This is a genomic window from Kosakonia quasisacchari (genome assembly GCF_004331415.1).
Classification (GTDB): domain Bacteria; phylum Pseudomonadota; class Gammaproteobacteria; order Enterobacterales; family Enterobacteriaceae; genus Kosakonia; species Kosakonia quasisacchari.
The window spans coordinates 1-21,940 of record NZ_SJOP01000034.1 but is presented as its reverse complement, the minus strand read 5'-3'; the positions used below and the strand labels follow the sequence as shown (position 1 = coordinate 21,940).

At 51.5% G+C, this 21,940-nt stretch carries 22 protein-coding genes; 10 read left to right on the top strand and 12 right to left on the bottom strand.

Annotated elements, in window-relative coordinates:
• The first annotated feature begins 49 nt into the window (after positions 1-49).
• Together E0L21_RS23465 and E0L21_RS23460 are read left to right on the top strand one after the other, a co-directional pair.
• Positions 50-961, top strand: coding sequence for an alpha/beta hydrolase (locus E0L21_RS23465; protein WP_131413669.1), 912 nt, complete (start codon positions 50-52; stop codon positions 959-961).
• Between the two features lie 22 nt (positions 962-983).
• On the top strand, positions 984-1,322 hold the full coding sequence (locus tag E0L21_RS23460; RefSeq protein ID WP_131413668.1) for a nuclear transport factor 2 family protein: 339 nt from the start codon (positions 984-986) through the stop codon (positions 1,320-1,322).
• A 47-nt stretch (positions 1,323-1,369) separates the two neighbouring features.
• Here E0L21_RS23460 and fabY read toward each other — a convergent pair whose 3' ends face one another.
• The 5 genes from fabY to typA form a co-directional block, all read right to left on the bottom strand.
• On the bottom strand, positions 1,370-2,311 hold the full coding sequence (gene fabY, locus E0L21_RS23455; protein WP_165501948.1) for a fatty acid biosynthesis protein FabY: 942 nt from the start codon (positions 2,309-2,311) through the stop codon (positions 1,370-1,372).
• A 44-nt stretch (positions 2,312-2,355) separates the two neighbouring features.
• The gene (dtd, locus tag E0L21_RS23450; RefSeq protein WP_131413666.1) at positions 2,356-2,793 is read right to left on the bottom strand and encodes a D-aminoacyl-tRNA deacylase; all 438 of its coding nucleotides are present in this window, start codon (positions 2,791-2,793) and stop codon (positions 2,356-2,358) included.
• Positions 2,790-3,662 (bottom strand): virulence factor BrkB family protein, encoded by an 873-nt coding sequence (locus tag E0L21_RS23445; RefSeq protein ID WP_131413665.1) that lies wholly within the window; start codon positions 3,660-3,662, stop codon positions 2,790-2,792. Before E0L21_RS23445 ends, dtd begins: the two co-directional genes overlap by 4 nt.
• Positions 3,656-4,255, bottom strand: a complete 600-nt coding sequence (yihX, locus tag E0L21_RS23440; protein WP_131413664.1) for a glucose-1-phosphatase — start codon at positions 4,253-4,255, stop codon at positions 3,656-3,658. The genes E0L21_RS23445 and yihX overlap by 7 nt, the downstream gene beginning before the upstream one ends.
• Positions 4,256-4,398: 143 nt before the next feature.
• Positions 4,399-6,222, bottom strand: a complete 1,824-nt coding sequence (gene typA, locus E0L21_RS23435; protein ID WP_131413663.1) for a ribosome-dependent GTPase TypA — start codon at positions 6,220-6,222, stop codon at positions 4,399-4,401.
• A gap of 382 nt (positions 6,223-6,604) precedes the next feature.
• Between typA and glnA the strand changes: the two genes are divergently transcribed.
• The 4 genes from glnA to E0L21_RS25065 all read left to right on the top strand — a co-directional run bounded on the left by glnA (position 6,605) and on the right by E0L21_RS25065 (position 10,979).
• Entirely contained in the window at positions 6,605-8,014 is a 1,410-nt protein-coding gene (gene glnA / locus E0L21_RS23430) for a glutamate--ammonia ligase (protein ID WP_017460102.1), read from the top strand.
• A 264-nt stretch (positions 8,015-8,278) separates the two neighbouring features.
• Positions 8,279-9,328, top strand: coding sequence for a nitrogen regulation protein NR(II) (gene glnL / locus E0L21_RS23425; protein WP_131413662.1), 1,050 nt, complete (start codon positions 8,279-8,281; stop codon positions 9,326-9,328).
• A gap of 8 nt (positions 9,329-9,336) precedes the next feature.
• Positions 9,337-10,746, top strand: coding sequence for a nitrogen regulation protein NR(I) (gene glnG / locus E0L21_RS23420; protein WP_131413661.1), 1,410 nt, complete (start codon positions 9,337-9,339; stop codon positions 10,744-10,746).
• Between the two features lie 110 nt (positions 10,747-10,856).
• A complete protein-coding gene (locus E0L21_RS25065; RefSeq protein WP_141399381.1) occupies positions 10,857-10,979 on the top strand; it encodes a YshB family small membrane protein in 123 nt (40 codons plus the stop codon).
• Positions 10,980-11,043: 64 nt separating this feature from the next.
• On the opposite strand, the gene hemN is transcribed toward E0L21_RS25065, so the two are convergent.
• A complete protein-coding gene (gene hemN, locus E0L21_RS23415; protein ID WP_131413660.1) occupies positions 11,044-12,417 on the bottom strand; it encodes an oxygen-independent coproporphyrinogen III oxidase in 1,374 nt (457 codons plus the stop codon).
• A 186-nt stretch (positions 12,418-12,603) separates the two neighbouring features.
• Positions 12,604-13,101 (bottom strand): Der GTPase-activating protein YihI, encoded by a 498-nt coding sequence (gene yihI, locus E0L21_RS23410; RefSeq protein ID WP_131413659.1) that lies wholly within the window; start codon positions 13,099-13,101, stop codon positions 12,604-12,606.
• A gap of 574 nt (positions 13,102-13,675) precedes the next feature.
• Between yihI and yihA the strand changes: the two genes are divergently transcribed.
• Positions 13,676-14,302, top strand: coding sequence for a ribosome biogenesis GTP-binding protein YihA/YsxC (gene yihA, locus E0L21_RS23400; RefSeq protein ID WP_131413674.1), 627 nt, complete (start codon positions 13,676-13,678; stop codon positions 14,300-14,302).
• 104 nt (positions 14,303-14,406) lie between these two features.
• On the opposite strand, the gene E0L21_RS25550 is transcribed toward yihA, so the two are convergent.
• Positions 14,407-14,454: a spot 42 RNA, inhibition of DNA synthesis gene (locus tag E0L21_RS25550; protein WP_071892919.1), complete on the bottom strand. Its 48-nt coding sequence runs from the start codon at positions 14,452-14,454 to the stop codon at positions 14,407-14,409.
• A gap of 165 nt (positions 14,455-14,619) precedes the next feature.
• A complete protein-coding gene (polA, locus tag E0L21_RS23395) occupies positions 14,620-17,406 on the bottom strand; it encodes a DNA polymerase I (protein ID WP_131413658.1) in 2,787 nt (928 codons plus the stop codon).
• Between the two features lie 423 nt (positions 17,407-17,829).
• Between polA and E0L21_RS23390 the strand changes: the two genes are divergently transcribed.
• Positions 17,830-18,738: an acyltransferase gene (locus E0L21_RS23390; RefSeq protein WP_131413657.1), complete on the top strand. Its 909-nt coding sequence runs from the start codon at positions 17,830-17,832 to the stop codon at positions 18,736-18,738.
• Positions 18,739-18,751: 13 nt separating this feature from the next.
• On the opposite strand, the gene dsbA is transcribed toward E0L21_RS23390, so the two are convergent.
• The 3 genes from dsbA to E0L21_RS23375 all read right to left on the bottom strand — a co-directional run bounded on the left by dsbA (position 18,752) and on the right by E0L21_RS23375 (position 20,723).
• Positions 18,752-19,375: a thiol:disulfide interchange protein DsbA gene (dsbA, locus tag E0L21_RS23385; RefSeq protein WP_131413656.1), complete on the bottom strand. Its 624-nt coding sequence runs from the start codon at positions 19,373-19,375 to the stop codon at positions 18,752-18,754.
• 16 nt (positions 19,376-19,391) lie between these two features.
• Complete coding sequence (locus tag E0L21_RS23380; RefSeq protein ID WP_131413655.1) at positions 19,392-20,378, bottom strand: serine/threonine protein kinase; 987 nt, start codon at positions 20,376-20,378, stop codon at positions 19,392-19,394.
• A gap of 75 nt (positions 20,379-20,453) precedes the next feature.
• Positions 20,454-20,723, bottom strand: a complete 270-nt coding sequence (locus tag E0L21_RS23375) for a YihD family protein (RefSeq protein ID WP_017460091.1) — start codon at positions 20,721-20,723, stop codon at positions 20,454-20,456.
• A gap of 69 nt (positions 20,724-20,792) precedes the next feature.
• Between E0L21_RS23375 and mobA the strand changes: the two genes are divergently transcribed.
• Positions 20,793-21,380 (top strand): molybdenum cofactor guanylyltransferase MobA, encoded by a 588-nt coding sequence (mobA, locus tag E0L21_RS23370; protein WP_131413654.1) that lies wholly within the window; start codon positions 20,793-20,795, stop codon positions 21,378-21,380.
• Positions 21,377-21,886, top strand: coding sequence for a molybdopterin-guanine dinucleotide biosynthesis protein MobB (gene mobB, locus E0L21_RS23365; RefSeq protein ID WP_131413653.1), 510 nt, complete (start codon positions 21,377-21,379; stop codon positions 21,884-21,886). Before mobA ends, mobB begins: the two co-directional genes overlap by 4 nt.
• Positions 21,887-21,940 lie beyond the last annotated feature (54 nt).

Here is a 21,940-nt window from a genome sequence, read left to right as displayed (position 1 = left end):
TAAACCAGGCTATAAAGACTGGATATTTATACAGATAAAGGTTAGCGGAATGGCACTGGAAAAAGGTATTGCCGGGCTGGTAAGCGACTTTATTGCCGCAGGTCGCCCGTCAGCGCGAGCGAAGAGTATTGATGACCGACGCAGCAGTTATATCGCCAGCACAGTGCTGGCAGGGGAAACGGAAACGTGCGTTCAGGTTGAAGAGATAACGCTTGAAGGCATGACGTTTCGTCTGTTTTCGCCGCAAGACGCCAGCGGTCATCTTCCCGCGTTGATTTACTACCACGGCGGCTGCTTTATTAGCGGCAGCTTCGACACGCACGATAAGCAGCTGCGTCAGTTGGCTTTTTATAGCGGTTGCCGGGTTGTTGCTGTGCAATATCGGTTAGCGCCGGAACATCGCTGGCCTGCCGCACATGATGATGCGCAAAATGGTGCTGATATTGTGTGGAACAACGCCGAAAAACTCGGTATCGACAGGGAACGTATCACGCTAGCGGGTGATAGCGCAGGCGGTCACCTGGCATTGGTGACCGCGCTACGGCTGAAAGAAGCGGCGACATGGCAACCCGCGCAACTGGTGTTGATTTACCCGATGCTCGATGCCACCGCCTATTTCGACAGCTATACCTTTAACGGTTCCGATTATGTAATTACCCGCGAGGCGCTGTTGTCGGGTTATGAAATGTATCTCGGCGATACCGACCGTCTGTTACCGGATGTCAGCCCGCTGTGGCGCGACGATTTTTCCGGTCTGCCGCCGGTACACATTATTACCGCAGAGTTCGATCCGCTGTGCGATGAGGGCGAAGCACTGTTTCAGCACATGACCGACCAGGGCGTAACGTGCACCTGTTCACAATATCAGGGCGTGATCCACGGCTTCTTCCAGCTTGCGGGGATCAGCCAGAGCGCAAAAGACGCGATAAGAGACGTGGCCGCACGGGTGGCCAGAATATAACAGCGTGAAAAAAGGAGTGCCGATGTCCATCGTAAGTCCTGTAGAAAAGCAGTTTGCTGCTTACAATGCCCATGATATTGAGGCGTTTACCCCCTGTTTTAGCGAGGATTTTATCGCTTTTCGCTTGCCATCCACCGAGCCGTCGCTGCAAGGGCGAGAAGCATTACGTCACTTTTATGCTGCGCATCGTTTTAACAACCCGGCATTACGCGCCGAGTTGCTCTCGCGCACAGTGATGGGCAATAAGGTGTTCGATCACGAAAAAATCTACGGTATCGGCGAGTCGGTGATTGAAAATATGGCGGTTTATGAAGTGCAGGATGGGTTGATCAAAACCGCGTGGTTTTTCTTCGCGCAGTAGTTTCAACGCAGAAAGTTGCGCGCCCGCGTCATCGGGCGCTCCGTCGGTTACTCTTCCTCGTTGCCGCCTTCTTCGAACGATCCAAAGGGTTTGGCGGGTAACACGATATAAATGCCTTCGAAAATCGCGCCCTGTTTATCTTCGCCAAACAGTTCAACCTGAAGCTGAACGCGCGCTTTGCGCCCGCGCGCCAGACGGTCCAAATCGCCGCTTAGCGAGCCAAGATCAGCAATCGCGCTCGGTTTACCGGTGATCGGCGTGCTATAGCGGATATGCGCATCGGCAAGGATGATGGTGCCGCCGAGATGGCGCTCACGCAGCATTAGCCAGATCAGCCCCCAACCAGTGAGTGTCGCCAGGGAAAACAGGCTACCGGCGAACAATGTGTGATGCGGATTCTGGTTGCCGGTTTCCGGCATAGTGGTGATAAATTTCTGTCCGGTGTACTGCTGAATGCGCACACCCATCTTTTCACTTAGCGGGATATGCTGATACCAGGCCTGCTGCAACTGCCCGCACCAGTCGCCGCGATGCAGAATATCATCGAGCGTGGCGATCGGTTTGATCATCAAAAAGTGGCGCAACGGCGTGGTTTGCGGCGCGGTAATTTCCCCTTCATTGACGAAGCCGAGTTTCGCGAAGAACGCCACCGCATCTTCACGGGCGCTGCAGGTCACGCGTTTTACCCCTTCCTGGCGGGCCACGGATTCCAGCGTCATTGCCATCAGCGTGCCAAGGCCTTTGTCCTGCACGTCCGGGTGTACCGCCATAAAGCGGATAGACCCTTCGTTATCTGCGTTGATATACAACCGACCGATAGCGACGATGTTGCCCTCTTCGTCGACCACCATCTGGTGATGTGCCATCGCATCCCAGCCATCACGCTCGGAACCTTTCGGTTGGTGCAGCGGTTTACGCAGCATTTCCCAGCGGAACTGGTAATAGAGTTCTAACTCTTCTTCCGTTTGCGGTACGCGAAGGTGATACATAGCAGCACTCTCTCTTGTAGCCAGGGGCCACGCCGCAAGCTGGCTCATACTTGCAACCAGAACGTGACGGGGCCGTCGTTGACCAGCGAAACCTGCATATCGGCAGCGAATCGCCCGGTTTGCGTTTCCATTTGCTGGCTGCGGCAACGTTCAACAAAATAGTGGTATAACGTTTCTGCCTTTTCCGGCGCAGCGCCTCGGGAAAAGCCCGGACGCATTCCACGTTCTGTATCCGCCGCCAGCGTAAATTGCGACACCACCAGCACACTCCCACCAGCCTGCTGGACGTTAAGATTCATCTTCCCTTCTGCGTCGCCAAAAATACGATACCCCAGCACACGTTCGCACAGGCGGTTCGCCTTCTGTTCATCGTCTTCCCTTTCGACGCCCAACAACACCAAAAGTCCTGGGCCAATTTCGCCCGTCACCTCACCCGCCACGCTAACGCTCGCGCGGGAAACACGTTGAATTAATGCAATCATGGTTGGTCTGCTTCTTCTTGCTGTGCGGCTATTTTGAGTTTTCGGTATTCACCGAGAGTGACAGTTATTTCTGCACCAAGCAAGACGATACACCAGGTCCAGTAGACCCAGAGGAACAAAATGGGGATGACAGCCAGCACGCCATAAATCAGCTGGTAAGAAGGAAACATGGTGATGTAGAGACCAAAAATCTTTTTACCTAACTCAAACAGCAGCGCCGCGACAAACGCGCCGATAATGGCGTCGCGATTCGGCACGCGCGTTGTCGGCACAATGCTGTACAGCAACCAAAAAGAGAGCCACGACAGGATTAGCGGAAATATGCGCAGCACATCATCAATCATGCTGTTCAGTTCGCTCGCCCAGCGTAGCGACAGCAAGTAGGAACTTATCGCAAGGCTGGCACCCGCCAGTAACGGGCCAAGCGTGAGGATCATCCAGTAGACGGCAAATGAATAAACATGCGAGCGTACGCGCGTGCTGCGCCAGATAGTATTTAACGCCGAGTCGATGGAGTACATCAGCAGCAGCGATGTCACCACCAGCCCGCATGCGCCTACCGCCGTCATTTTGGTGGAGTTCGCCACAAACTGCTCAATGTAGTTCTGAATCACATCGCCCGTGGTGGGAATGAAATTGGCAAACACGAAGTGGCGCAACTGAATGCTAATTTCAGAAAACATAGGAAAAACAGCGAACAACGCAAACACTACGGCGATCAACGGCACCAACGACAGCAGTGAGACATAGGCGAGATTCCCCGCCAGTGTCGTCATATGGTCTTCATCAATGCGCCGCCATAGCAGCCGCAACCACGCCGCCAGCGGGCGCGTGCGATGTTTTGCATGATGCCGCAGATTTTTTAGCATAGCTGCTTCGTGAAATAATCCGGGATAGTCGTTTTTCCTGTCACCAGAATACTGGTAATGCCCAATTGTTCCGCACCGGCGATATTCTCGGCATTGTCGTCGAAAAAGACACTATCGTCGGCAGAAAACCCTTCCAGTGCCAGCACCTGCTGATAAATTCGCGCTTCGGGCTTGCGCATTCCCATCTCCTGGGAAAGGTAAATATGGTCAGCTGCCGCCTGGATTTCCGGATACTGTTCCGGCCAGTACGTGGTGTGCAAACGGTTAGTATTCGACAACACGACGACCCGATGCCCCTGCTCGCGCAGTTTGTGCATGATGTCGATAACCTCCTTGCGCAACTCGACAAATACCGCCTGCCAGCCGGTGGAAAACTGCTCGTAGCTAAGCGGGAGTTCCATTTCATGACACAGCGCTTTGGCGAAATCTTCGTCGCTGATCTCACCGCGCTCATGTTGGTGAAACGGCTCGCCCATGGTGAAACTCTGCTTTAAGGTCGCGAGCGGCACACGGCTAAAATCACTCCAGGCACCCAGCACCCGATTGAAGTCGATGTCGACAATCACGTTACCTAAATCAAAGATATAGAGCATTTCTCTCTCCTTGCCAGCCGTGGAGAGTTAACTGTAGCGGGAAAGTTCTGACTTGAATAGTTCGCGACTTCACGCGAAGAAGATACAGACATAAAAAAAGCCGCTGAAAATCAGCGGCTTTTTCACAAGCAAATAAAGAGCGATTACTCTTCTTTCGCTCCGCGCATTGCGCGTTTACGGTCGTTTTCCGTCAGGTGACGTTTACGAATACGAATAGAGAGCGGAGTCACTTCTACCAGTTCGTCGTCATCAATGAACTCCAGAGCTTGCTCCAGGGTCATCTTGATCGGCGGAACCAGAACCGTGGCTTCGTCTGTACCAGACGCACGCATGTTGGTCAGTTTCTTACCGGTCAGGCAGTTTACCGTCAGGTCGTTAGAACGGCTGTGAATACCGATGATCTGGCCTTCATACACTTCCGCACCGTGACCGAGGAACAGCTTACCGCGATCCTGCAGGCTGAACAGCGCAAACGCAACCGCTTTACCCTGACCGTTGGAGATCAGCACGCCGTTGTTACGCTGGCCCACTTCGCCCGGACGAACGTCGTCGTAGTGGCTGAAGGTGGAGTACAGCAGACCGGTACCGGAAGTCATGGTCATGAACTCTGAACGGAAACCGATCAGGCCACGGCTTGGGATCACGTAGTCGAGACGTACGCGGCCTTTACCGTCCGGATTCATGTTTTTCAGATCGCCTTTACGCTCGCCCAGCGCCTGCATTACAGAACCCTGGTGCTGCTCTTCAACGTCCAGCGTGACGTTTTCGAACGGCTCTTGTTTACGGCCATCGATTTCGCGGAAGATAACTTTCGGACGGGAAACCGCCATTTCGAAACCTTCACGACGCATGTTCTCGATAAGAACAGACAGGTGCAGTTCACCACGACCGGATACGCGGAATGCGTCAGCATCCGGTGTTTCTTCAACACGCAGCGCAACGTTGTGCACCAGCTCTTTGTTCAGGCGGTCGAGGATCTGACGTGAAGTCACGTACTTACCTTCTTTACCACAGAACGGAGAGGTGTTGACGTTGAAGAACATGGTAACGGTCGGCTCGTCAACAGACAGTGCCGGCAGCGCTTCCACATTCTGCGGGTCGCAAATGGTGTCGGAGATGTTCAGCTCGCCCAGACCGGTGATCGCAATGATATCGCCTGCTTCTGCGACTTCGCTATCGATACGCTCCAGCCCCAGGTGGGTCAACACTTTACCGACTTTACCGTTACGGGTTTTGCCTTCGCTATCAATGATAGTGACCTGCTGGTTCGGCTTCACTTTACCGCGTTTGATACGACCAATGCCGATAACACCAACATAGTTGTTGTAGTCGAGCTGAGAGATCTGCATCTGCAAGGTGCCATCGAGGTCAACGTTTGGCGCAGGAACACGGTCAACAATCGCCTGGTACAGCGGAGTCATGTCTTCAGCCATGTTCTCGTGATCCAGACCAGCGATACCGTTCAGCGCGGAAGCGTAAACAATCGGGAAATCCAGTTGCTCGTCAGTCGCATCAAGGTTAACGAACAGATCGAATACCTGGTCAACAACCCAGTCAGGACGCGCGCCAGGGCGGTCAACTTTGTTGATAACGACGATGGGCTTCAGACCATGGGCAAATGCTTTTTTGGTCACGAAGCGCGTCTGCGGCATTGGGCCATCCATTGCGTCAACGACCAGCAGAACGGAGTCTACCATGGACATGACACGTTCAACTTCACCACCGAAGTCGGCGTGCCCTGGGGTATCCACGATGTTGATACGGTAGTCATTCCATTTAATCGCGGTGTTTTTCGCGAGGATGGTAATCCCACGCTCTTTCTCCAAATCGTTGGAGTCCATCACGCGTTCTTGGGTTTCGGCACGAGCATCAAACGTACCGGATTGCTGCAGCAGCTTATCAACCAGGGTAGTTTTACCATGGTCAACGTGCGCGATGATGGCGATGTTACGCAAATTTTCGATCACAACTTTGCCTCAGGCATTTAGAAATAGCGCGTTATTGTACACGGATTAATCGCACTACAAAACAGGATCACAAACATCCCCCGCAAACAAGTATTGCAGAGACGCTTTGTGATCGCTTTCACGGAGCGTTAAAAGGGGCAATTAACGAAAATTGCACCAATATAGTGCCCTATGTTCACATAAAGGCACTATATTGGTGCAACATAACCATCATGGTGCAGCCCTTTTGCACTATACCGTGCATGATAACGCCTTTTTAGGGGCATTTAAAAGTTGGCATAGATTTCGCTTTAACGATTGTACGCTAACTACGCCAGCTTTATGTAGTAATTAGAAGACCTCGTTACCACGACGACAATGACAAATCCGGGAGAGTTTAAGTATGTCCGCTGAACACGTTTTGACGATGCTGAATGAGCACGAAGTGAAGTTTGTCGATCTGCGCTTCACCGATACCAAAGGTAAAGAACAGCACGTCACTATCCCAGCCCATCAGGTAAACGCTGACTTCTTTGAAGAAGGTAAAATGTTTGATGGTTCTTCGATTGGTGGCTGGAAAGGCATCAACGAATCAGACATGGTGCTGATGCCGGACGCGACTACCGCTGTCATTGACCCGTTCTACGAAGAGTCTACGCTGATCATTCGTTGCGATATCCTCGAACCAGGCACCATGCAGGGCTACGATCGTGACCCGCGCTCCATCGCTAAACGCGCTGAAGAATACCTGCGCTCAACCGGTCTGGCAGACACTGTTCTGTTTGGACCAGAGCCGGAATTCTTCCTGTTCGACGACGTGCGCTTCGGCAGCTCCATCTCCGGTTCCAGCGTCGCTATCGACGATATCGAAGGCGCATGGAACACCTCCACCAAATATGAAGGTGGTAACAAAGGTCACCGTCCGGCAGTGAAAGGCGGTTACTTCCCGGTTCCGCCGGTCGATTCATCACAGGATCTGCGTTCCACCATGTGTCTGGTGATGGAAGAGATGGGCTTGGTTGTTGAAGCTCACCACCACGAAGTGGCAACGGCTGGTCAGAACGAAGTGGCTACCCGCTTCAACACCATGACCAAAAAAGCGGACGAAATTCAGATTTACAAATACGTGGTGCACAACGTTGCTCACCGCTTCGGTAAAACCGCGACCTTTATGCCGAAACCGATGTTCGGTGATAACGGTTCCGGTATGCACTGCCACATGTCTCTGTCCAAGAACGGCACTAACCTGTTCTCTGGCGACAAATACGCTGGCCTGTCTGAAATGGCGCTGTACTACATTGGCGGCGTAATTAAACACGCGAAAGCGATCAACGCCCTGTCTAACCCGACCACCAACTCCTACAAGCGTCTGGTCCCGGGTTATGAAGCGCCGGTAATGCTGGCTTACTCTGCACGTAACCGTTCTGCATCTATCCGTATCCCGGTTGTTGCGTCTCCGAAAGCGCGTCGTATCGAAGTGCGCTTCCCGGACCCGGCGGCTAACCCGTACCTGTGCTTCGCAGCGCTGCTGATGGCTGGTCTGGATGGCATTAAAAACAAAATCCACCCGGGCGAAGCGATGGACAAAAACCTGTATGACCTGCCGGCTGAAGAAGCGAAAGAAATCCCGCAGGTTGCAGGCTCTCTGGAAGAAGCGCTCAACGCGCTGGATGCTGACCGCGAGTTCCTGACTGCCGGTGGCGTGTTCACCGACGACGCTATCGATGCTTACATCGCGCTGCGTATCGAAGAGAACGACCGCGTTCGCATGACGCCGCACCCGGTAGAGTTCGAACTGTACTACAGCGTTTAAGAATTAAGACTCGGCAGAGGTCTTGTCGCAGTAAGGTGGCAACCGAATGTGTCCCGATGAGCTTAGTCTATTAAGTGATTCGGGCGCATGAGTGAGCCAACGCAGCTACGGTGAGAAAGATGCCAGAGGATTTTAGTTGCCGTGGAACTTTTAGCCCATCCCTGGATGGGCTTTTTTCTCCACCAACAACCTGATCTAACGCGCTTTTTACCAATAAAACGCTATACTGCACTAAATTGGTGCACACCTCCGGGAGACTGCTAAATGGCAAGCGGCGTGCTGCCCGATGCTGGGCAGATCCTCAATTCTTTGATCAACAGCATCTTGCTGGTTGATGACGACCTGGCGGTACATTACGCCAACCCTGCGGCACAGCAACTGCTGGCGCAAAGCTCACGTAAGCTATTCGGCACTCCGCTCCCCGAACTGCTGAGTTACTTTTCACTGAACATCGATTTGATGCGGGAAAGTTTACATGCCGGGCAGGGGTTTACTGATAACGAAGTGACTCTCGTCATTGACGGGCGCTCACACATTCTTTCGCTGACGGCGCAACGTCTGCCGGATGGTTTGATTCTGCTGGAAATGGCGCCGATGGATAACCAGCGCCGTCTGAGCCAGGAGCAGCTCCAGCACGCCCAACAAGTTGCGGCGCGCGATCTGGTACGCGGTCTGGCGCATGAAATTAAAAACCCGCTTGGCGGTTTACGCGGCGCGGCACAGTTGCTGAGCAAAGCGTTGCCCGATCCGGCGCTGCTGGAATACACCAGAGTGATCATCGAGCAGGCTGACCGCTTGCGTAACCTGGTTGATCGCCTGCTGGGGCCGCAGCAACCGGGGATGCATGTTACCGAAAGTATTCACAAAGTGGCCGAGCGCGTGGTGAAACTGGTGTCAATGGAGCTGCCGGAAAACGTCACCTTAACCCGTGATTACGATCCAAGTTTGCCGGAGCTCGCGCATGATCCTGACCAAATCGAGCAGGTTTTACTGAATATTGTGCGTAACGCTTTGCAGGCGCTGGGACCGGAAGGGGGCGAAATTATTCTGCGCACCCGTACTGCCTTCCAGTTGACGCTGCATGGTGTGCGCTATCGCCTCGCGGCGAGAATAGATGTGGAAGATAACGGCCCGGGTATTCCGTCGCACCTCCAGGATACGTTGTTCTATCCGATGGTGAGTGGACGCGAAGGCGGCACCGGGCTTGGGTTATCTATCGCACGCAGTTTGATTGATCAACATTCTGGCAAAATTGAATTTACCAGTTGGCCAGGCCATACCGAATTCTCGGTATTTCTGCCTATTCGGAAGTAGAGGTGTTTATGCAACGAGGGATAGTCTGGATCGTTGATGACGATAGCTCCATCCGTTGGGTGCTGGAACGCGCGCTCACCGGGGCAGGCTTGAGTTGTACAACGTTTGAAAGTGCCAATGAAGTGCTAGATGCGCTCACCACCAAAACCCCGGATGTACTGCTTTCGGATATTCGTATGCCAGGGATGGATGGGCTCGCGTTATTGAAACAGATCAAACAGCGCCATCCGATGCTCCCGGTCATCATTATGACCGCGCATTCCGATCTCGACGCTGCGGTAAGCGCGTATCAACAAGGGGCATTCGATTATCTGCCCAAACCGTTTGATATCGACGAAGCCGTGGCACTGGTTGAGCGCGCCATCAGCCATTATCAGGAACAGCAGCAGCCGCGCAATGTTCAGGTCAGCGGCCCGACAACGGACATCATCGGCGAAGCACCGGCGATGCAGGATGTGTTTCGCATTATCGGTCGCCTGTCGCGCTCGTCGATCAGCGTATTGATTAATGGTGAGTCGGGAACCGGTAAAGAACTGGTGGCTCATGCACTGCATCGCCACAGCCCGCGCGTGAAAGCACCGTTTATCGCCCTCAATATGGCGGCCATTCCGAAGGATTTGATTGAATCGGAACTGTTTGGTCACGAAAAAGGGGCGTTTACCGGCGCGAATACGATTCGTCAGGGACGTTTTGAGCAAGCCGATGGCGGAACACTGTTTCTGGACGAAATCGGCGATATGCCGCTGGACGTACAGACACGTTTGCTACGTGTGCTGGCCGATGGCCAGTTTTACCGCGTTGGCGGCTATGCGCCGGTGAAAGTCGATGTACGCATCATCGCAGCCACGCACCAGAACCTGGAACAACGCGTTCAGGAGGGCAAATTCCGTGAGGATCTGTTCCACCGCCTGAACGTGATCCGTGTCCATTTGCCGCCGCTGCGCGAACGCCGGGAGGATATTCCGCGTTTAGCGCGCCACTTTTTGCAAGTCGCCGCACGCGAGTTGGGCGTAGAAACGAAACTACTGCACCCGGAAACCGAAACCGCGTTAACGCGTCTGGCATGGCCAGGTAACGTCCGCCAACTGGAAAACACCTGCCGCTGGTTAACGGTTATGGCCGCAGGCCAGGAAGTGTTGATTCAGGATTTGCCAGGCGAGCTGTTCGAAACTACCGTGCCGGATAGCCCTTCTCAGAGCCTGCCAGATAGTTGGGCAACGCTGCTGGCACAATGGGCGGATCGCGCATTACGTTCCGGTCATCAAAACCTGCTTTCAGAAGCGCAACCCGAAATGGAGCGCACCTTGCTAACCACGGCGCTGCGCCACACACAGGGCCACAAACAGGAAGCGGCGCGGTTGCTTGGATGGGGTCGTAACACCCTGACGCGTAAGTTGAAAGAGCTGGGAATGGAATAACAGGCAGGCGAAGTGTAAAGAATGATCCGCGATCGCAAATTGCCGCTATTTTGCGCTTTACTGTTACCGGCAGTGACGTATGATCTTGCCCGTTCATGGGAGAGGTCATCATGCTGGAATCATTAATCAATGTGGTCACTGCAGGCGTAGAAGCTGGCGCGTCGGCAAGCCACACACCGCAAACGGCCATCGCGGCTGTTTTATGTGCCGCGCTGGTTGGGCTGTTTAGCTAACCTTCGCGGTATGCTGCGCTTATCAAGCCTACAGAACGTGTTTTGTAGGCTTGATGCGCCATCCTTAAATCACTCTTGAAAACTGCTGTAAACGCGCTTTGCGCCGCAGATAAGCATCGAAACACATGCAGATATTGCGGATCAGCAAACGCCCTTTCGGTGTGACTTGTAATCCCTGCTCGCTCATCGCCACCAGCCCGTCATCCACCAGTGGTGCCAACAGGCGCAAATCCTCGGCAAAATAGTCACGGAAATCAAGATCCCAGGCGCGCTCCACCACATCGAATTCGAGGCGGAAGTTGCAAATCAGCCCCTTGATCACATCGCGGCGAATACAGTCGTCACGGGTTAACGCAATACCGCGCCACAGCGCATTTCCACGCTCGTCCACTTGCTGATAATAGTGTTTCAGCTCTTTTTGGTTTTGCGCATAGCTATCGCCAATCATGCTGATGGCAGAAACGCCCAACCCCAGCAGATCGCTGTCACCCTGAGTGGTGTAACCCTGGAAATTACGGTGCAATACACCCTCACGTTGAGCAATAGCCAACTCGTCGTCCGGGCGGGCAAAGTGATCCATGCCAATAAACTGATAACCGGAACCGGTCAGCGAGGTGATGGTTTGCTGCAAAATATCGAGCTTCTGCTGCGCCGTCGGCAGATCAGCATCTTTGATTTTACGCTGCGCGGCGAACAGCGTTGGCAGGTGCGCATAGTTAAAGACACTCAGGCGATCCGGGTTAAGCGCCGCCACGCGTTGTAACGTGAAAGCGAAGCTTTCCGGCGTCTGTTTTGGCAGGCCGTAAATCAGGTCAATATTGGTCGAGGTAAAACCAATATCGCGGGCGTGATTGAGCAGCGCGAAGATGAACTCTTCGTCCTGCTCGCGGTTGACCAGACGCTGAACCTCTTTATTGAAATCCTGCACACCCATGCTCAGGCGATTAAAGCCTTCACTGCGCAAATGATCGAGCACATTCAGTTCAATTTCTCGCGGATCAACTTCGATCGAGATTTCGGCATCAGCATTAAACGCAAAATGGCTGCGCAGCAAGTTCATCAGGCGGCTAATTTGCGCTTTGTTCAGATAGGTCGGCGTACCGCCGCCCCAGTGCAACTGGCTGATGTGACGACCGGCAAACAGCGGCGAGCGGTGAATAATCTCCTGCTCAAGCGCGTCCAGATACTGATCGGCTTTATGCTGCTGGCGGGTGACAATCTTATTGCAGCCGCAGAAGTAGCACAGCTTGTGGCAAAACGGGATATGCACATACAGCGACAGCGGTCGCTCAGGGTAACGTGCAATAGCCTTGCGAAAATCGTCTTCGCCGTAAGCGTCGGAAAACTCCAGCGCGGTGGGATATGAGGTATAACGCGGCCCGGAATAGTTATATTTCTGGATCAGGGCCAGATCCCAGTCGATGACTTGCTCAGACATTGTTTACTCCTTCCGATGACGCCGCTGGCGGTTCCGGCGGCCCGGCCTGACCTCGTTTCGGGTCATAAGCCGGTTGCGCAGCCACAGTTTGCGCCGCGACAACCGCTGTAGTTTAACGAATAACCACACCAGATAACATATAACCGGAAGGGTTATAAGCAGGACAGAAAGCCCCATAGAAAAGGATTAGTTGCCACCTTTCAGCAGACGCATCATATCTTCCTTACCTTCCTCTTCTTCTTCGTCATCATCGTAAGAAAGACCGAGTTTCTGCATCAGCTCATCAATGCGGTCCAGTTTGGCATCGACCCACGCTTGATCGTCAGCGCTCAGGGTTTCACCCTCTTCCAGACGTTCCAGTAGCGCGTCCAGGCGCTCATCCGTTTCCAACATGTCCAGCTCAGCCTGCGGTGAAAGCATAGGTTTCTCGCTCTTAGGTTTGTGCTGCTTGGTAACCGGTGTGTCGGTGACACCCAGCGGGATCGGTTTTTTACTGCCAATACGCGGATCTTTTTGCTGCTTACCCCTTCCGGAGCCAGAAACGTCACCGCCACCGTTCGCACGGCTGCCAGAAACATTACCGCGGTGCTTTTTATCACGCTTGCGATCGCGGCCTTCCTGATTCAGCTCTTCACGGGTTTTACGGCGCACTTTACCGCGCGGATTGGTGGACAGTTTTTTCATAATTGTGGTCTTAAGTCGTTTTTCATCAGTATAGAATTGCGGCGGAATCTAGCAGAAAGCAAGCAAAGAAAAAAGGCGACAGTGCAAACTGTCGCCTTTTTTCTTGACCCTTCACCCGTAATGGGTTTTACATTCCCTGTTCGCTATCAACTTGCCCTGTTTATCCGTTAGCGTAGAACGTTCCTTGTTACGGTTCCTTTTCCTTGTTCAATGTCTTCTGACATTAGTCTCCGGTCTTCGCCTCCTGGCGCTCCTGACCCCTCATTCCGTGAGTTATCCTTCCACAAGCGGCATCCGGCCTTGGTGGGTTACTTTACCTTTCTGAGCTAGACTGACAAGCAGGAAAAGGACTAGAACCGCAATTTAAGAAAATTCTATATACATAACCATTTGATTATATAATGTTTATTCATTTTTTAACTTGCAATTTCTCTGAAAGTTCGCATAACGAAAAGGGCAAATATCTTACATATCGCGCGGTAATGGCTCACAGCAGAGTTTCTGGCGAGAAAAACAGCCTTTTGCGTAGGTTCAGGTATAATCGCCGCATGCTTTAACGATGGAGACGACCATTTTGACTAACTGGAATTACCAACAGACGCACTTTGTCACCAGTGCGCCTGATATTCGCCACTTACCCGCCGATACCGGCATTGAAGTGGCTTTTGCTGGCCGCTCCAACGCAGGTAAATCGAGCGCACTGAATACCCTGACCAACCAGAAAAACCTGGCGCGAACCTCGAAAACGCCCGGCCGTACGCAGCTGATCAACTTATTTGAAGTCGCCGATGGCAAACGTCTTGTCGATTTGCCAGGTTACGGCTACGCGGAAGTGCCGGAAGAGATGAAAATCAAATGGCAACGCGCCCTAGGAGAATACCTCGAAAAACGCCAGTGCCTGCAAGGCCTGGTAGTGCTGATGGATATTCGCCATCCGCTGAAAGATCTTGATCAGCAGATGATCCTGTGGGCTGTCGAGAGCAATCTACAAGTGCTGGTGCTGCTGACCAAGGCGGATAAACTTGCCAGCGGCGCGCGTAAAGCGCAACTGAATATGGTGCGTGAAGCCGTGCTCGCCTTTAACGGCGAAGTTCAAGTTGAAACCTTCTCGTCGCTGAAGAAACAGGGCGTGGACAAATTACGTGAGAAACTGGATGGCTGGTTCAATAACCTACCGCCAGTAGAAGAAAGCGGCGAGTAATCTTCATATCCAGCGTAGCATTCGCCGCGCTTTTTTCTTTGTTTTTCCTTCCTTTCGCACAATAAAAAACGCCCCAGTCATTTCTGACTGGGGCGGCTAAATATTCAGCCAAATCCGATTACGTGAAGTAAAAGGTCTGAAAGATAGAACATCTTACCTCTGTACCCTACGCGAATAACTCTACTCCCTTTTTAGATCCTGACAAAGCACTTTTTGTAATTTCTTTTCAATTTTTACATAGGGAATTCTAATGATTGTCACAAAACTCACGGTGATTTGTTGCTTACTTACAGAAAAGCGCCTCATCCACCGAATACTTAGTGCGCTTGATCCCAGTTTTGACCGCTCCCGACTTCCACCAGCAACGGCACATCCAGTTTGGTGCTGCTCTCCATCAGTTCATGGATCTTTTTCGACACGGCCTCGACATCATCCTTGTGCACTTCAAACACCAGTTCATCGTGCACCTGCATGATCAACCGCACACGCGGTTTCTCGCTTTGCAGCCAGCTATCTACCGCGATCATTGCGCGTTTGATAATGTCTGCAGCCGTTCCCTGCATAGGGGCATTAATCGCCGCACGTTCCGCACCGGCTCGTCTGGCCGCATTGCTGGATTTAATATCCGGCAGGTAAAGACGGCGTCCGTCCAGCGTTTCAACGTAGCCACGATCTTTCGCCTGCGCGCGGGTACGCTCCATATATTCCAGCACACCAGGATAACGCTCGAAGTAGAGATCCATGTACTTTTGCGACTCTTTACGCGGGATATTAAGCTGGCGCGATAAACCAAAGGCGCTCATGCCGTAAATCAGCCCAAAGTTGATCGCTTTCGCGCTGCGGCGCTGCTCGTTGCTGACGCTTTCCAGTGGCAAACCAAATACTTCTGCCGCCGTTGCGCGGTGAATGTCTTTACCTTCGGCAAACGCAGACAGCAGACCTTTATCGCGTGACAGGTGCGCCATAATACGCAGCTCAATTTGCGAGTAGTCCGCCGAGACAATGACATAGTCCTTCGGCGCGATAAAGGCCTGGCGAATACGACGGCCTTCCTCATTACGTACCGGAATATTTTGCAGGTTCGGATCGGTCGAAGATAAACGGCCCGTTGCCGTAACGGCCTGGTGATACGAGGTATGCACGCGACCGGTTTTCGGGTTGATCATCAGCGGCAGCTTATCGGTATAGGTCGATTTCAGCTTCGCCAACCCACGATGTTCGAGAATAACTTTTGGCAGCGGGTAATCCAGCGCGAGCTCTTCGAGCACCTCTTCTGAAGTCGACGGCGCGCCACCAGGTGTTTTCTTCAGCGGTTTAATGCCTTGCTTCTCAAACAGAATGGTTTGCAGCTGCTTGGTTGACGAGAGGTTAAACGGCTCGCCCGCAATTTCATGCGCCTTTTTCTCCAGTTCCGCCAGGCGCAGCGTCAACTCTTCGGAGTGCTTGTGTAACACGGCGGGATCAATATTGACGCCGTTACGCTCAATACGTGAAATTACCGGCACCAGCGGCATTTCAATGTTCTGAAAGACGTTCAGCGGCCCGGCATTATTTTGCAGTTCCGGCCACATCTTAAGATGCAGTTGTAGCGTGACATCAGCATCTTCCGCCGCATAACGTCCCGCTTGCTCAAGATCGATCTGATTAAACGTCAGCTGATTTTTACCTTTACCGGCAATTTCTTCGAAGGTAATCGTTTTATGTTTCAGCCAGCGCTCAGAGAGGCTGTCCATATCATGACGACCAGCGACGCTATCCAGTGCGTAGGATTCCAGCATTGTATCGAAGGCAATGCCGCGCAGTTGAATGCCGTAATTCTCCAGCACACCGCGATCGTATTTGAGGTTCTGCCCCACTTTACGGGCACTTTCATCTTCCAACAGCGGTTTCAGTAATTCCAGCACGCGCTCGCGCGGGATTTGATCCGGTGCGTCAAGATAATCATGCGCAACGGGCACATAAGCCGCGATACCCGGTTCGGTCGCAAAGGAGAGACCAACCAGGTTGGCGCTGATATTATCGAGGCTGTCGGTTTCAGTATCGAAAGCAAAGAGCGGTGCACTTTTCAGTTTGCCGATCCATGTTTGCAACGTCTCTTCATCAAGAATGGTGACGTAATTTTCCGCCGACAGCACGACAGCAGGAATATCAACTTCTGCTTCAATCTCAATGGTTTCCTGCGGTTTCGCCGACGGTTTCCCGCCTTTCGCCTGGAGCCATTTACCCGCTTCTACATCAGCACTCCAGCGTTTGAATTCATATTTCTTAAAAAGCTCCAGGAGCGCTTGCGCTGCAGGCTGCTGAACTTCCAGCTGTTCGCAGGTCAGCTCAAGTTCGACATCCGTTTTAATCGTGGCCAGCTGGTAAGAGAGGTAGGCCACCTCTTTATTCTGCTCAAGCTTCGCCGCCATGGTTTTGGCACCGCGGAAGGTGAGCCCGGCAATTTTATCCGACTCGGCATAGAGCGTATCCAGACCGCCCAGCCCTTGCAGCAATGCCTGCGCCGTTTTCTCGCCAACGCCCGGCACGCCAGGAATGTTATCTGAGGAGTCACCCATCAGGGCGAGGAAATCGATAATTAACTCCGGCGGGACACCGTATTTTGTGACGACTTCATCCGGGCCGAGGATCGTGTTGGTCATAGTATTGATAAGCGTAATGTTTGGCGTCACCAACTGCGCCATATCTTTATCACCGGTGCTTATCAGCACGGGCCGGCCAACCTTTTCGGCTTCGCGCGCCAGCGTGCCAATGACATCATCCGCTTCAACGCCAGAGACCGCCAGTAACGGCAATCCCATCGCTTTTACCATAGTGTGCAGCGGCTCAATTTGCGCTCGCAAATCATCCGGCATTGGCGGGCGATGTGACTTGTAATGCTCAAACAGTTCATCACGGAAGGTTTTGCCTTTCGCATCAAACACCACCGCGGCATGTGTCGGCTGGTATTGCAAAATCAGGCTGCGCAACATGTTAAGTACACCATACATAGCACCAGTAGGTTCACCGGCGCTGTTAGTCAATGGCGGAAACGCATGATACGCGCGATATAGGTAAGACGAGCCGTCAACAAGGATAAGTGGGTTTTCTGGGATCTGAACCATGATGTCCATGCCTGTTTATCAAATTATGGTTAAAGGATGCCACAGACAGGGAGAAAACATGAGTTTTTCGCGGAAAATGCCGAAAAAGATTTCGCGATCGTCGGGATCGCTCGCATAAACATCCTGTGGATAAGTTTGTGAATAATTTCTGTCAGGCTGGACTTTTGTGCCATTTCTCAGATCGTAGGATTATACAAACCATTTATATTCAAAAGGTTACACAACTAAAAACGATCGTTATTGCTTTATGATGGCAATTTACGCTATGTGGATATAAGTAAATTAGATTTGATTTATTGCCGATAATTCCTCAGGTATTACCAGCAAGGTTTAAGCATTCCTGATAACCGTTTTCTGTTAAGATCTGCGCCTTGCGCTTTTTTTAGTGTTCTTTTAGCGGCTAACTTTCTGAATAATATAACTATGTCGAGATTCCTTGCGGTAATTACTCTATTTTTGAGTGTCCTGCTCACCATATTGGTTACCATTGTTTGCTCCGTGCCCATTATTATCGCTGGAATACTCAAGCTATTAATTCCCGTTCCCGCGCTATGGCGCATGATCTCAACCTTTTGCAATTTTATGATGTATTGCTGGTGTGAAGGGCTTTCCTGGCTACTGCACCTCAACCCTTATTTAAAATGGGATGTTGAGGGGCTGGAAGGGTTGGATAAGAAGAACTGGTATTTGCTGATCTGCAATCATCATAGCTGGGCGGATATTGTGGTGTTATGTGTGCTGTTTCGTAAACATATTCCCATGAACAAATATTTCCTTAAACAGCAACTGGCGTGGGTACCTTTTATTGGTCTTGCTTGCTGGGCGTTGGATATGCCGTTTATGCGCCGTTATTCCAGAGGTTATTTGATTCGCCACCCTGAACGTCGGGGTAAAGATGTAGAAACCACACGCCGTTCATGCGAAAAATTTCGCTTACACCCAACCACGATTGTGAACTTTGTTGAAGGCTCACGTTTTACTGAAGAAAAGCGCAACCAAACACGTTCTTCTTTCAAAAACCTGCTATCGCCAAAAGCGGCTGGTGTCGCCATGGCGCTGAATGTATTGGGCAAACAGTTCGATAAATTACTTGATGTTACGCTCTGTTATCCAGAAAACGACAACACACCATTCTTTAATATGCTAACCGGTAAGCTGACGCATATTGTCGTGCGAATTAATTTATTGCCGGTGGATGACGTGTTACATGGGGACTACGTTAACGATAAAAATTTTAAACGGAGTTTCCAGCAGTGGCTGAATAAGCTGTGGCTTGGGAAAGATGAACTGATTGATACCCTCAAAACTGAATACAAAAACGCCGGTCAGTGACCGGCGTTTTTATTTATTTCTTCTCAACCAGATATTTCACGGTATTTGCGTAGTCCTGAACGAAGGCATCCAGGCTGCTGCCGTCCATACCCTGCTGGTTAACCTGGTATTTCCCGTTAACAAACATGGCAGGAACGCCCTGAAGTTGTAAATCTGCAGCCGCTTTTTCTTGCTGAGCAACTAGCGATTTCACCACGAAGCTGTTCCACGCTGCGTCATACTCTTCGCCTTTCACGCCCGCACTGATGAAGACATCGCGAATATCAGCAACAGATTGCACGGTTTGCGTTTTCTGCACCGCTTCAAACAGCGGAGAGGTGATTTTATCTTCCACACCAAGCGCCATGGCCACAGCCCACGCCTGCGTCATCTCTTTACCCAGTGGGCCTAAGAATTCCACGTGGTATTTGGTCATTTTTGTGCCTTCTGGCAGCTTCTTCTTCACCGCGTCAGCGACATGCCAAACCTGCTCAAAGTCATAGCAGTGCGGGCAATAAAACGAGAAGAACTCAAGCACCTGCGGCTCACCCGCCACTGGCTTATCAAGCGTAATAAATTGCTTACCATCTGTAGGTTGTGCTGCTGAGGCGCTAAAAGCCAGAATCATTCCTGCCAGCGCCAGCCAAATCTTCTTCATGGTTAACTCTCTCCATTTAATACATTGGTGTTAATGCTAAAGGTGGTTCTTGAAGAACCTTCACCTGTTCAAGAAAAATCAATGTTTGCCTGTGCCAGTGATCTTCACTGTTCAGCCACGGAAAATTTTTCGGAAATGCCGGATCGTCCCAGCGACGAATCAGCCATGCCAGATAGTAAACCAGGCGCATAGCGCGTAGCGGCTCGATTAACCCCAGCTCAGCCATATTGAACTCACTGAACTCTTCGTAGGCCTCGACGATCATCTCCATCTGCATTCGCTGCTCGGCTTTATCACCGTGTAGCAACATCCACAAATCCTGTACGGCGGGGCCATTACGGGCATCGTCTAAATCAACGAACATTGGCCCGTCTCGCCAGAGAATATTCCCTGCATGGCAATCGCCATGCAGGCGCAGAAGATTAAAACGGTTGTGCCACTGCACTATTACGGCATCGATAAGTTTATCGGCTGCAGGCAAAAATTTCTTTTTTAACCCAGAAGGAATGAGCGTAGTTGTTTCAAAGAGTTGACGTGGCTCAATCAGGTATTCTTTAACACCTATTTCCGGGCGGCTTGAAAAAAGCCTTTTACTGCCGGTTTGATGCAGCCGGCCAAGGTAGCGACCAACCCATTCCATTTGATCCAGGTTGTCGGCTTCAAACTGACGACCACCAACGCTTGGGAAAACGGCGAAAAAGAAGTCCTGATGGATGAGCAAGGTTTGATTGTTGAAAGCGAGCGGTGCCGCGACCGGAACATCATCACCCTGCAAATCTAATGCAAATTCATGCTCTTCAAGAATTTGTTCTGCAGACCAACGCTCCGGACGGTAAAACTTCACCACATAACGTTTGCGATCTTCATCCTGAAATTGATAAACGCGGTTTTCATAGCTGTTTAGCGGAGTAAGCCCGGAATCCACCCGAATCCCCTGCTCAAACAGCGCATCCATAATGGTATCCGGGTGTAATGTCTGGAAAGTAAAGGCGTTGCAGGTCATCCTGGGATCCGAAAATACGACGAATAATTCAGGATATCATTTCGTAGCGTATTCGGTTGCGCCGCTTACAAGCTTTTACTCTTTAATTACGCCACGCGCGCGCAACAGCGCGGTTTTAAAATCCTCTTCATAATCTTTCTGAATGCCAGGGATCACCGCATCTTTCGAGGAGTCGCGCATTTTCAGGTGATAGATCAGGATGTCATCACTTAAATCTACAAGGTCGCCTTGATAACCTGACTCTTGCGCCAGTTTCTGCAAAAATTGCACTAAATTAAGCTCAGGCTCTTTTTGCCATGCGGGCTGGAGAAGTTCGATAACTTCATTCAGGCGTTTACATTTCATAATTGTGCTCCTTACTCTGGGTACAGACACGTTAGCAGGGTAAAACCCACAATAAAAGAGGCGATAAGGGTGACGGACAGTAGTGCAGTAACAGGCGTGGTGCTGGCGGGTGGAAAAGCATCACGGATGGGTGGGAAAGATAAAGGGCTGCAGGAATTAAATGGCAAACCGCTTTGGCAATATGTTGCCGAACGTTTGGCACCCCAGGTAACCAGCTTAGTTATCAGCGCCAATCGAAACCTTGAAATTTATCGCGCCAGCGGCTTACCGGTCCTCACAGATACGCTGGATGATTTTCCCGGCCCGCTGGCGGGAATTATCTCTGTTATGCAACAAAGTGATGGGGAGTGGTTTCTGTTTTGCCCGTGCGATACGCCACGTATACCAACGGATCTTGTGGCTCGGTTACAAAAGAACCGGCAGCATAATGCGCCGGCAGTGTGGGTTAATGATGGCGAACGAGATCACCCGGCAATTGCTCTGGTACACCGCAGCGTTTTACCATTTTTGCAGAATTATCTCGCAGGCGGTGAACGCCGGGTGATGGTGTTTATGCGACAAATGGGAGGGCATGCGGTGGATTTCAGTGATGCGAAATCCGCATTCGTCAATGTGAACACACCTGAAGATCTCGCACACTGGCAGGAGAGAACATGATCCCATTACTTGCCATTGCCGCCTGGAGTGGAACGGGGAAAACAACGCTGCTTAAGAAGTTGATTCCAGCTCTCTGTGAACACGGTATTCGCCCCGGGCTAATCAAGCATACTCATCACGATATGGATATCGATAAGCCCGGTAAAGACAGCTATGAATTACGTAAAGCAGGTGCGGCGCAAACGTTGGTTGCCAGCTCACAACGCTGGGCGCTAATGACAGAAACGCCGGATGAGGCAGAGCTAGATTTGGCATATCTGGTGAGCAGAATGGATGCAACAAAACTGGATCTGGTACTGGTCGAAGGTTTTAAACACGAGGCTGTGCCCAAAATCGTGCTCTGGCGGCATGACTGTGGTCATGATTTAGCGGAACTCGCGATAGACGAGCATGTTATCGCCATTGCCAGTGATATCCCTCTGATACATGGTGTGCCGGTGCTAAACCTGAATGATATTGAGCAGACAGTAACGTTTATTTTGCGCTGGATTAGGCAAGTGGATTAATTTTACTTATTGACTGGTAGATAAAAGCCAGCAATTGGCATTGTGGTCCGGGTT

What these genes read in the sequence shown, in the direction of transcription:
- glnG (WP_131413661.1), top strand. Translation starts at nt 9,337, where the DNA reads ATGCAACGAGGGATAGTCTGGATCGTTGATGACGATAGCTCCATCCGT.
- dsbA (WP_131413656.1), bottom strand. Translation starts at nt 19,375, where the DNA reads ATGAAGAAGATTTGGCTGGCGCTGGCAGGAATGATTCTGGCTTTTAGC.
- dtd (WP_131413666.1), bottom strand. Translation starts at nt 2,793, where the DNA reads ATGATTGCATTAATTCAACGTGTTTCCCGCGCGAGCGTTAGCGTGGCG.
- E0L21_RS23465 (WP_131413669.1), top strand. Translation starts at nt 50, where the DNA reads ATGGCACTGGAAAAAGGTATTGCCGGGCTGGTAAGCGACTTTATTGCC.
- E0L21_RS23375 (WP_017460091.1), bottom strand. Translation starts at nt 20,723, where the DNA reads ATGAAATGTAAACGCCTGAATGAAGTTATCGAACTTCTCCAGCCCGCA.
- yihI (WP_131413659.1), bottom strand. Translation starts at nt 13,101, where the DNA reads ATGAAAAAACTGTCCACCAATCCGCGCGGTAAAGTGCGCCGTAAAACC.
- mobB (WP_131413653.1), top strand. Translation starts at nt 21,377, where the DNA reads ATGATCCCATTACTTGCCATTGCCGCCTGGAGTGGAACGGGGAAAACA.
- yihX (WP_131413664.1), bottom strand. Translation starts at nt 4,255, where the DNA reads ATGCTCTATATCTTTGATTTAGGTAACGTGATTGTCGACATCGACTTC.
- polA (WP_131413658.1), bottom strand. Translation starts at nt 17,406, where the DNA reads ATGGTTCAGATCCCAGAAAACCCACTTATCCTTGTTGACGGCTCGTCT.
- glnL (WP_131413662.1), top strand. Translation starts at nt 8,279, where the DNA reads ATGGCAAGCGGCGTGCTGCCCGATGCTGGGCAGATCCTCAATTCTTTG.
- E0L21_RS25065 (WP_141399381.1), top strand. Translation starts at nt 10,857, where the DNA reads ATGCTGGAATCATTAATCAATGTGGTCACTGCAGGCGTAGAAGCTGGC.
- E0L21_RS23445 (WP_131413665.1), bottom strand. Translation starts at nt 3,662, where the DNA reads ATGCTAAAAAATCTGCGGCATCATGCAAAACATCGCACGCGCCCGCTG.
- E0L21_RS23380 (WP_131413655.1), bottom strand. Translation starts at nt 20,378, where the DNA reads ATGACCTGCAACGCCTTTACTTTCCAGACATTACACCCGGATACCATT.
- hemN (WP_131413660.1), bottom strand. Translation starts at nt 12,417, where the DNA reads ATGTCTGAGCAAGTCATCGACTGGGATCTGGCCCTGATCCAGAAATAT.
- E0L21_RS23390 (WP_131413657.1), top strand. Translation starts at nt 17,830, where the DNA reads ATGTCGAGATTCCTTGCGGTAATTACTCTATTTTTGAGTGTCCTGCTC.
- E0L21_RS23460 (WP_131413668.1), top strand. Translation starts at nt 984, where the DNA reads ATGTCCATCGTAAGTCCTGTAGAAAAGCAGTTTGCTGCTTACAATGCC.
- glnA (WP_017460102.1), top strand. Translation starts at nt 6,605, where the DNA reads ATGTCCGCTGAACACGTTTTGACGATGCTGAATGAGCACGAAGTGAAG.
- fabY (WP_165501948.1), bottom strand. Translation starts at nt 2,311, where the DNA reads ATGTATCACCTTCGCGTACCGCAAACGGAAGAAGAGTTAGAACTCTAT.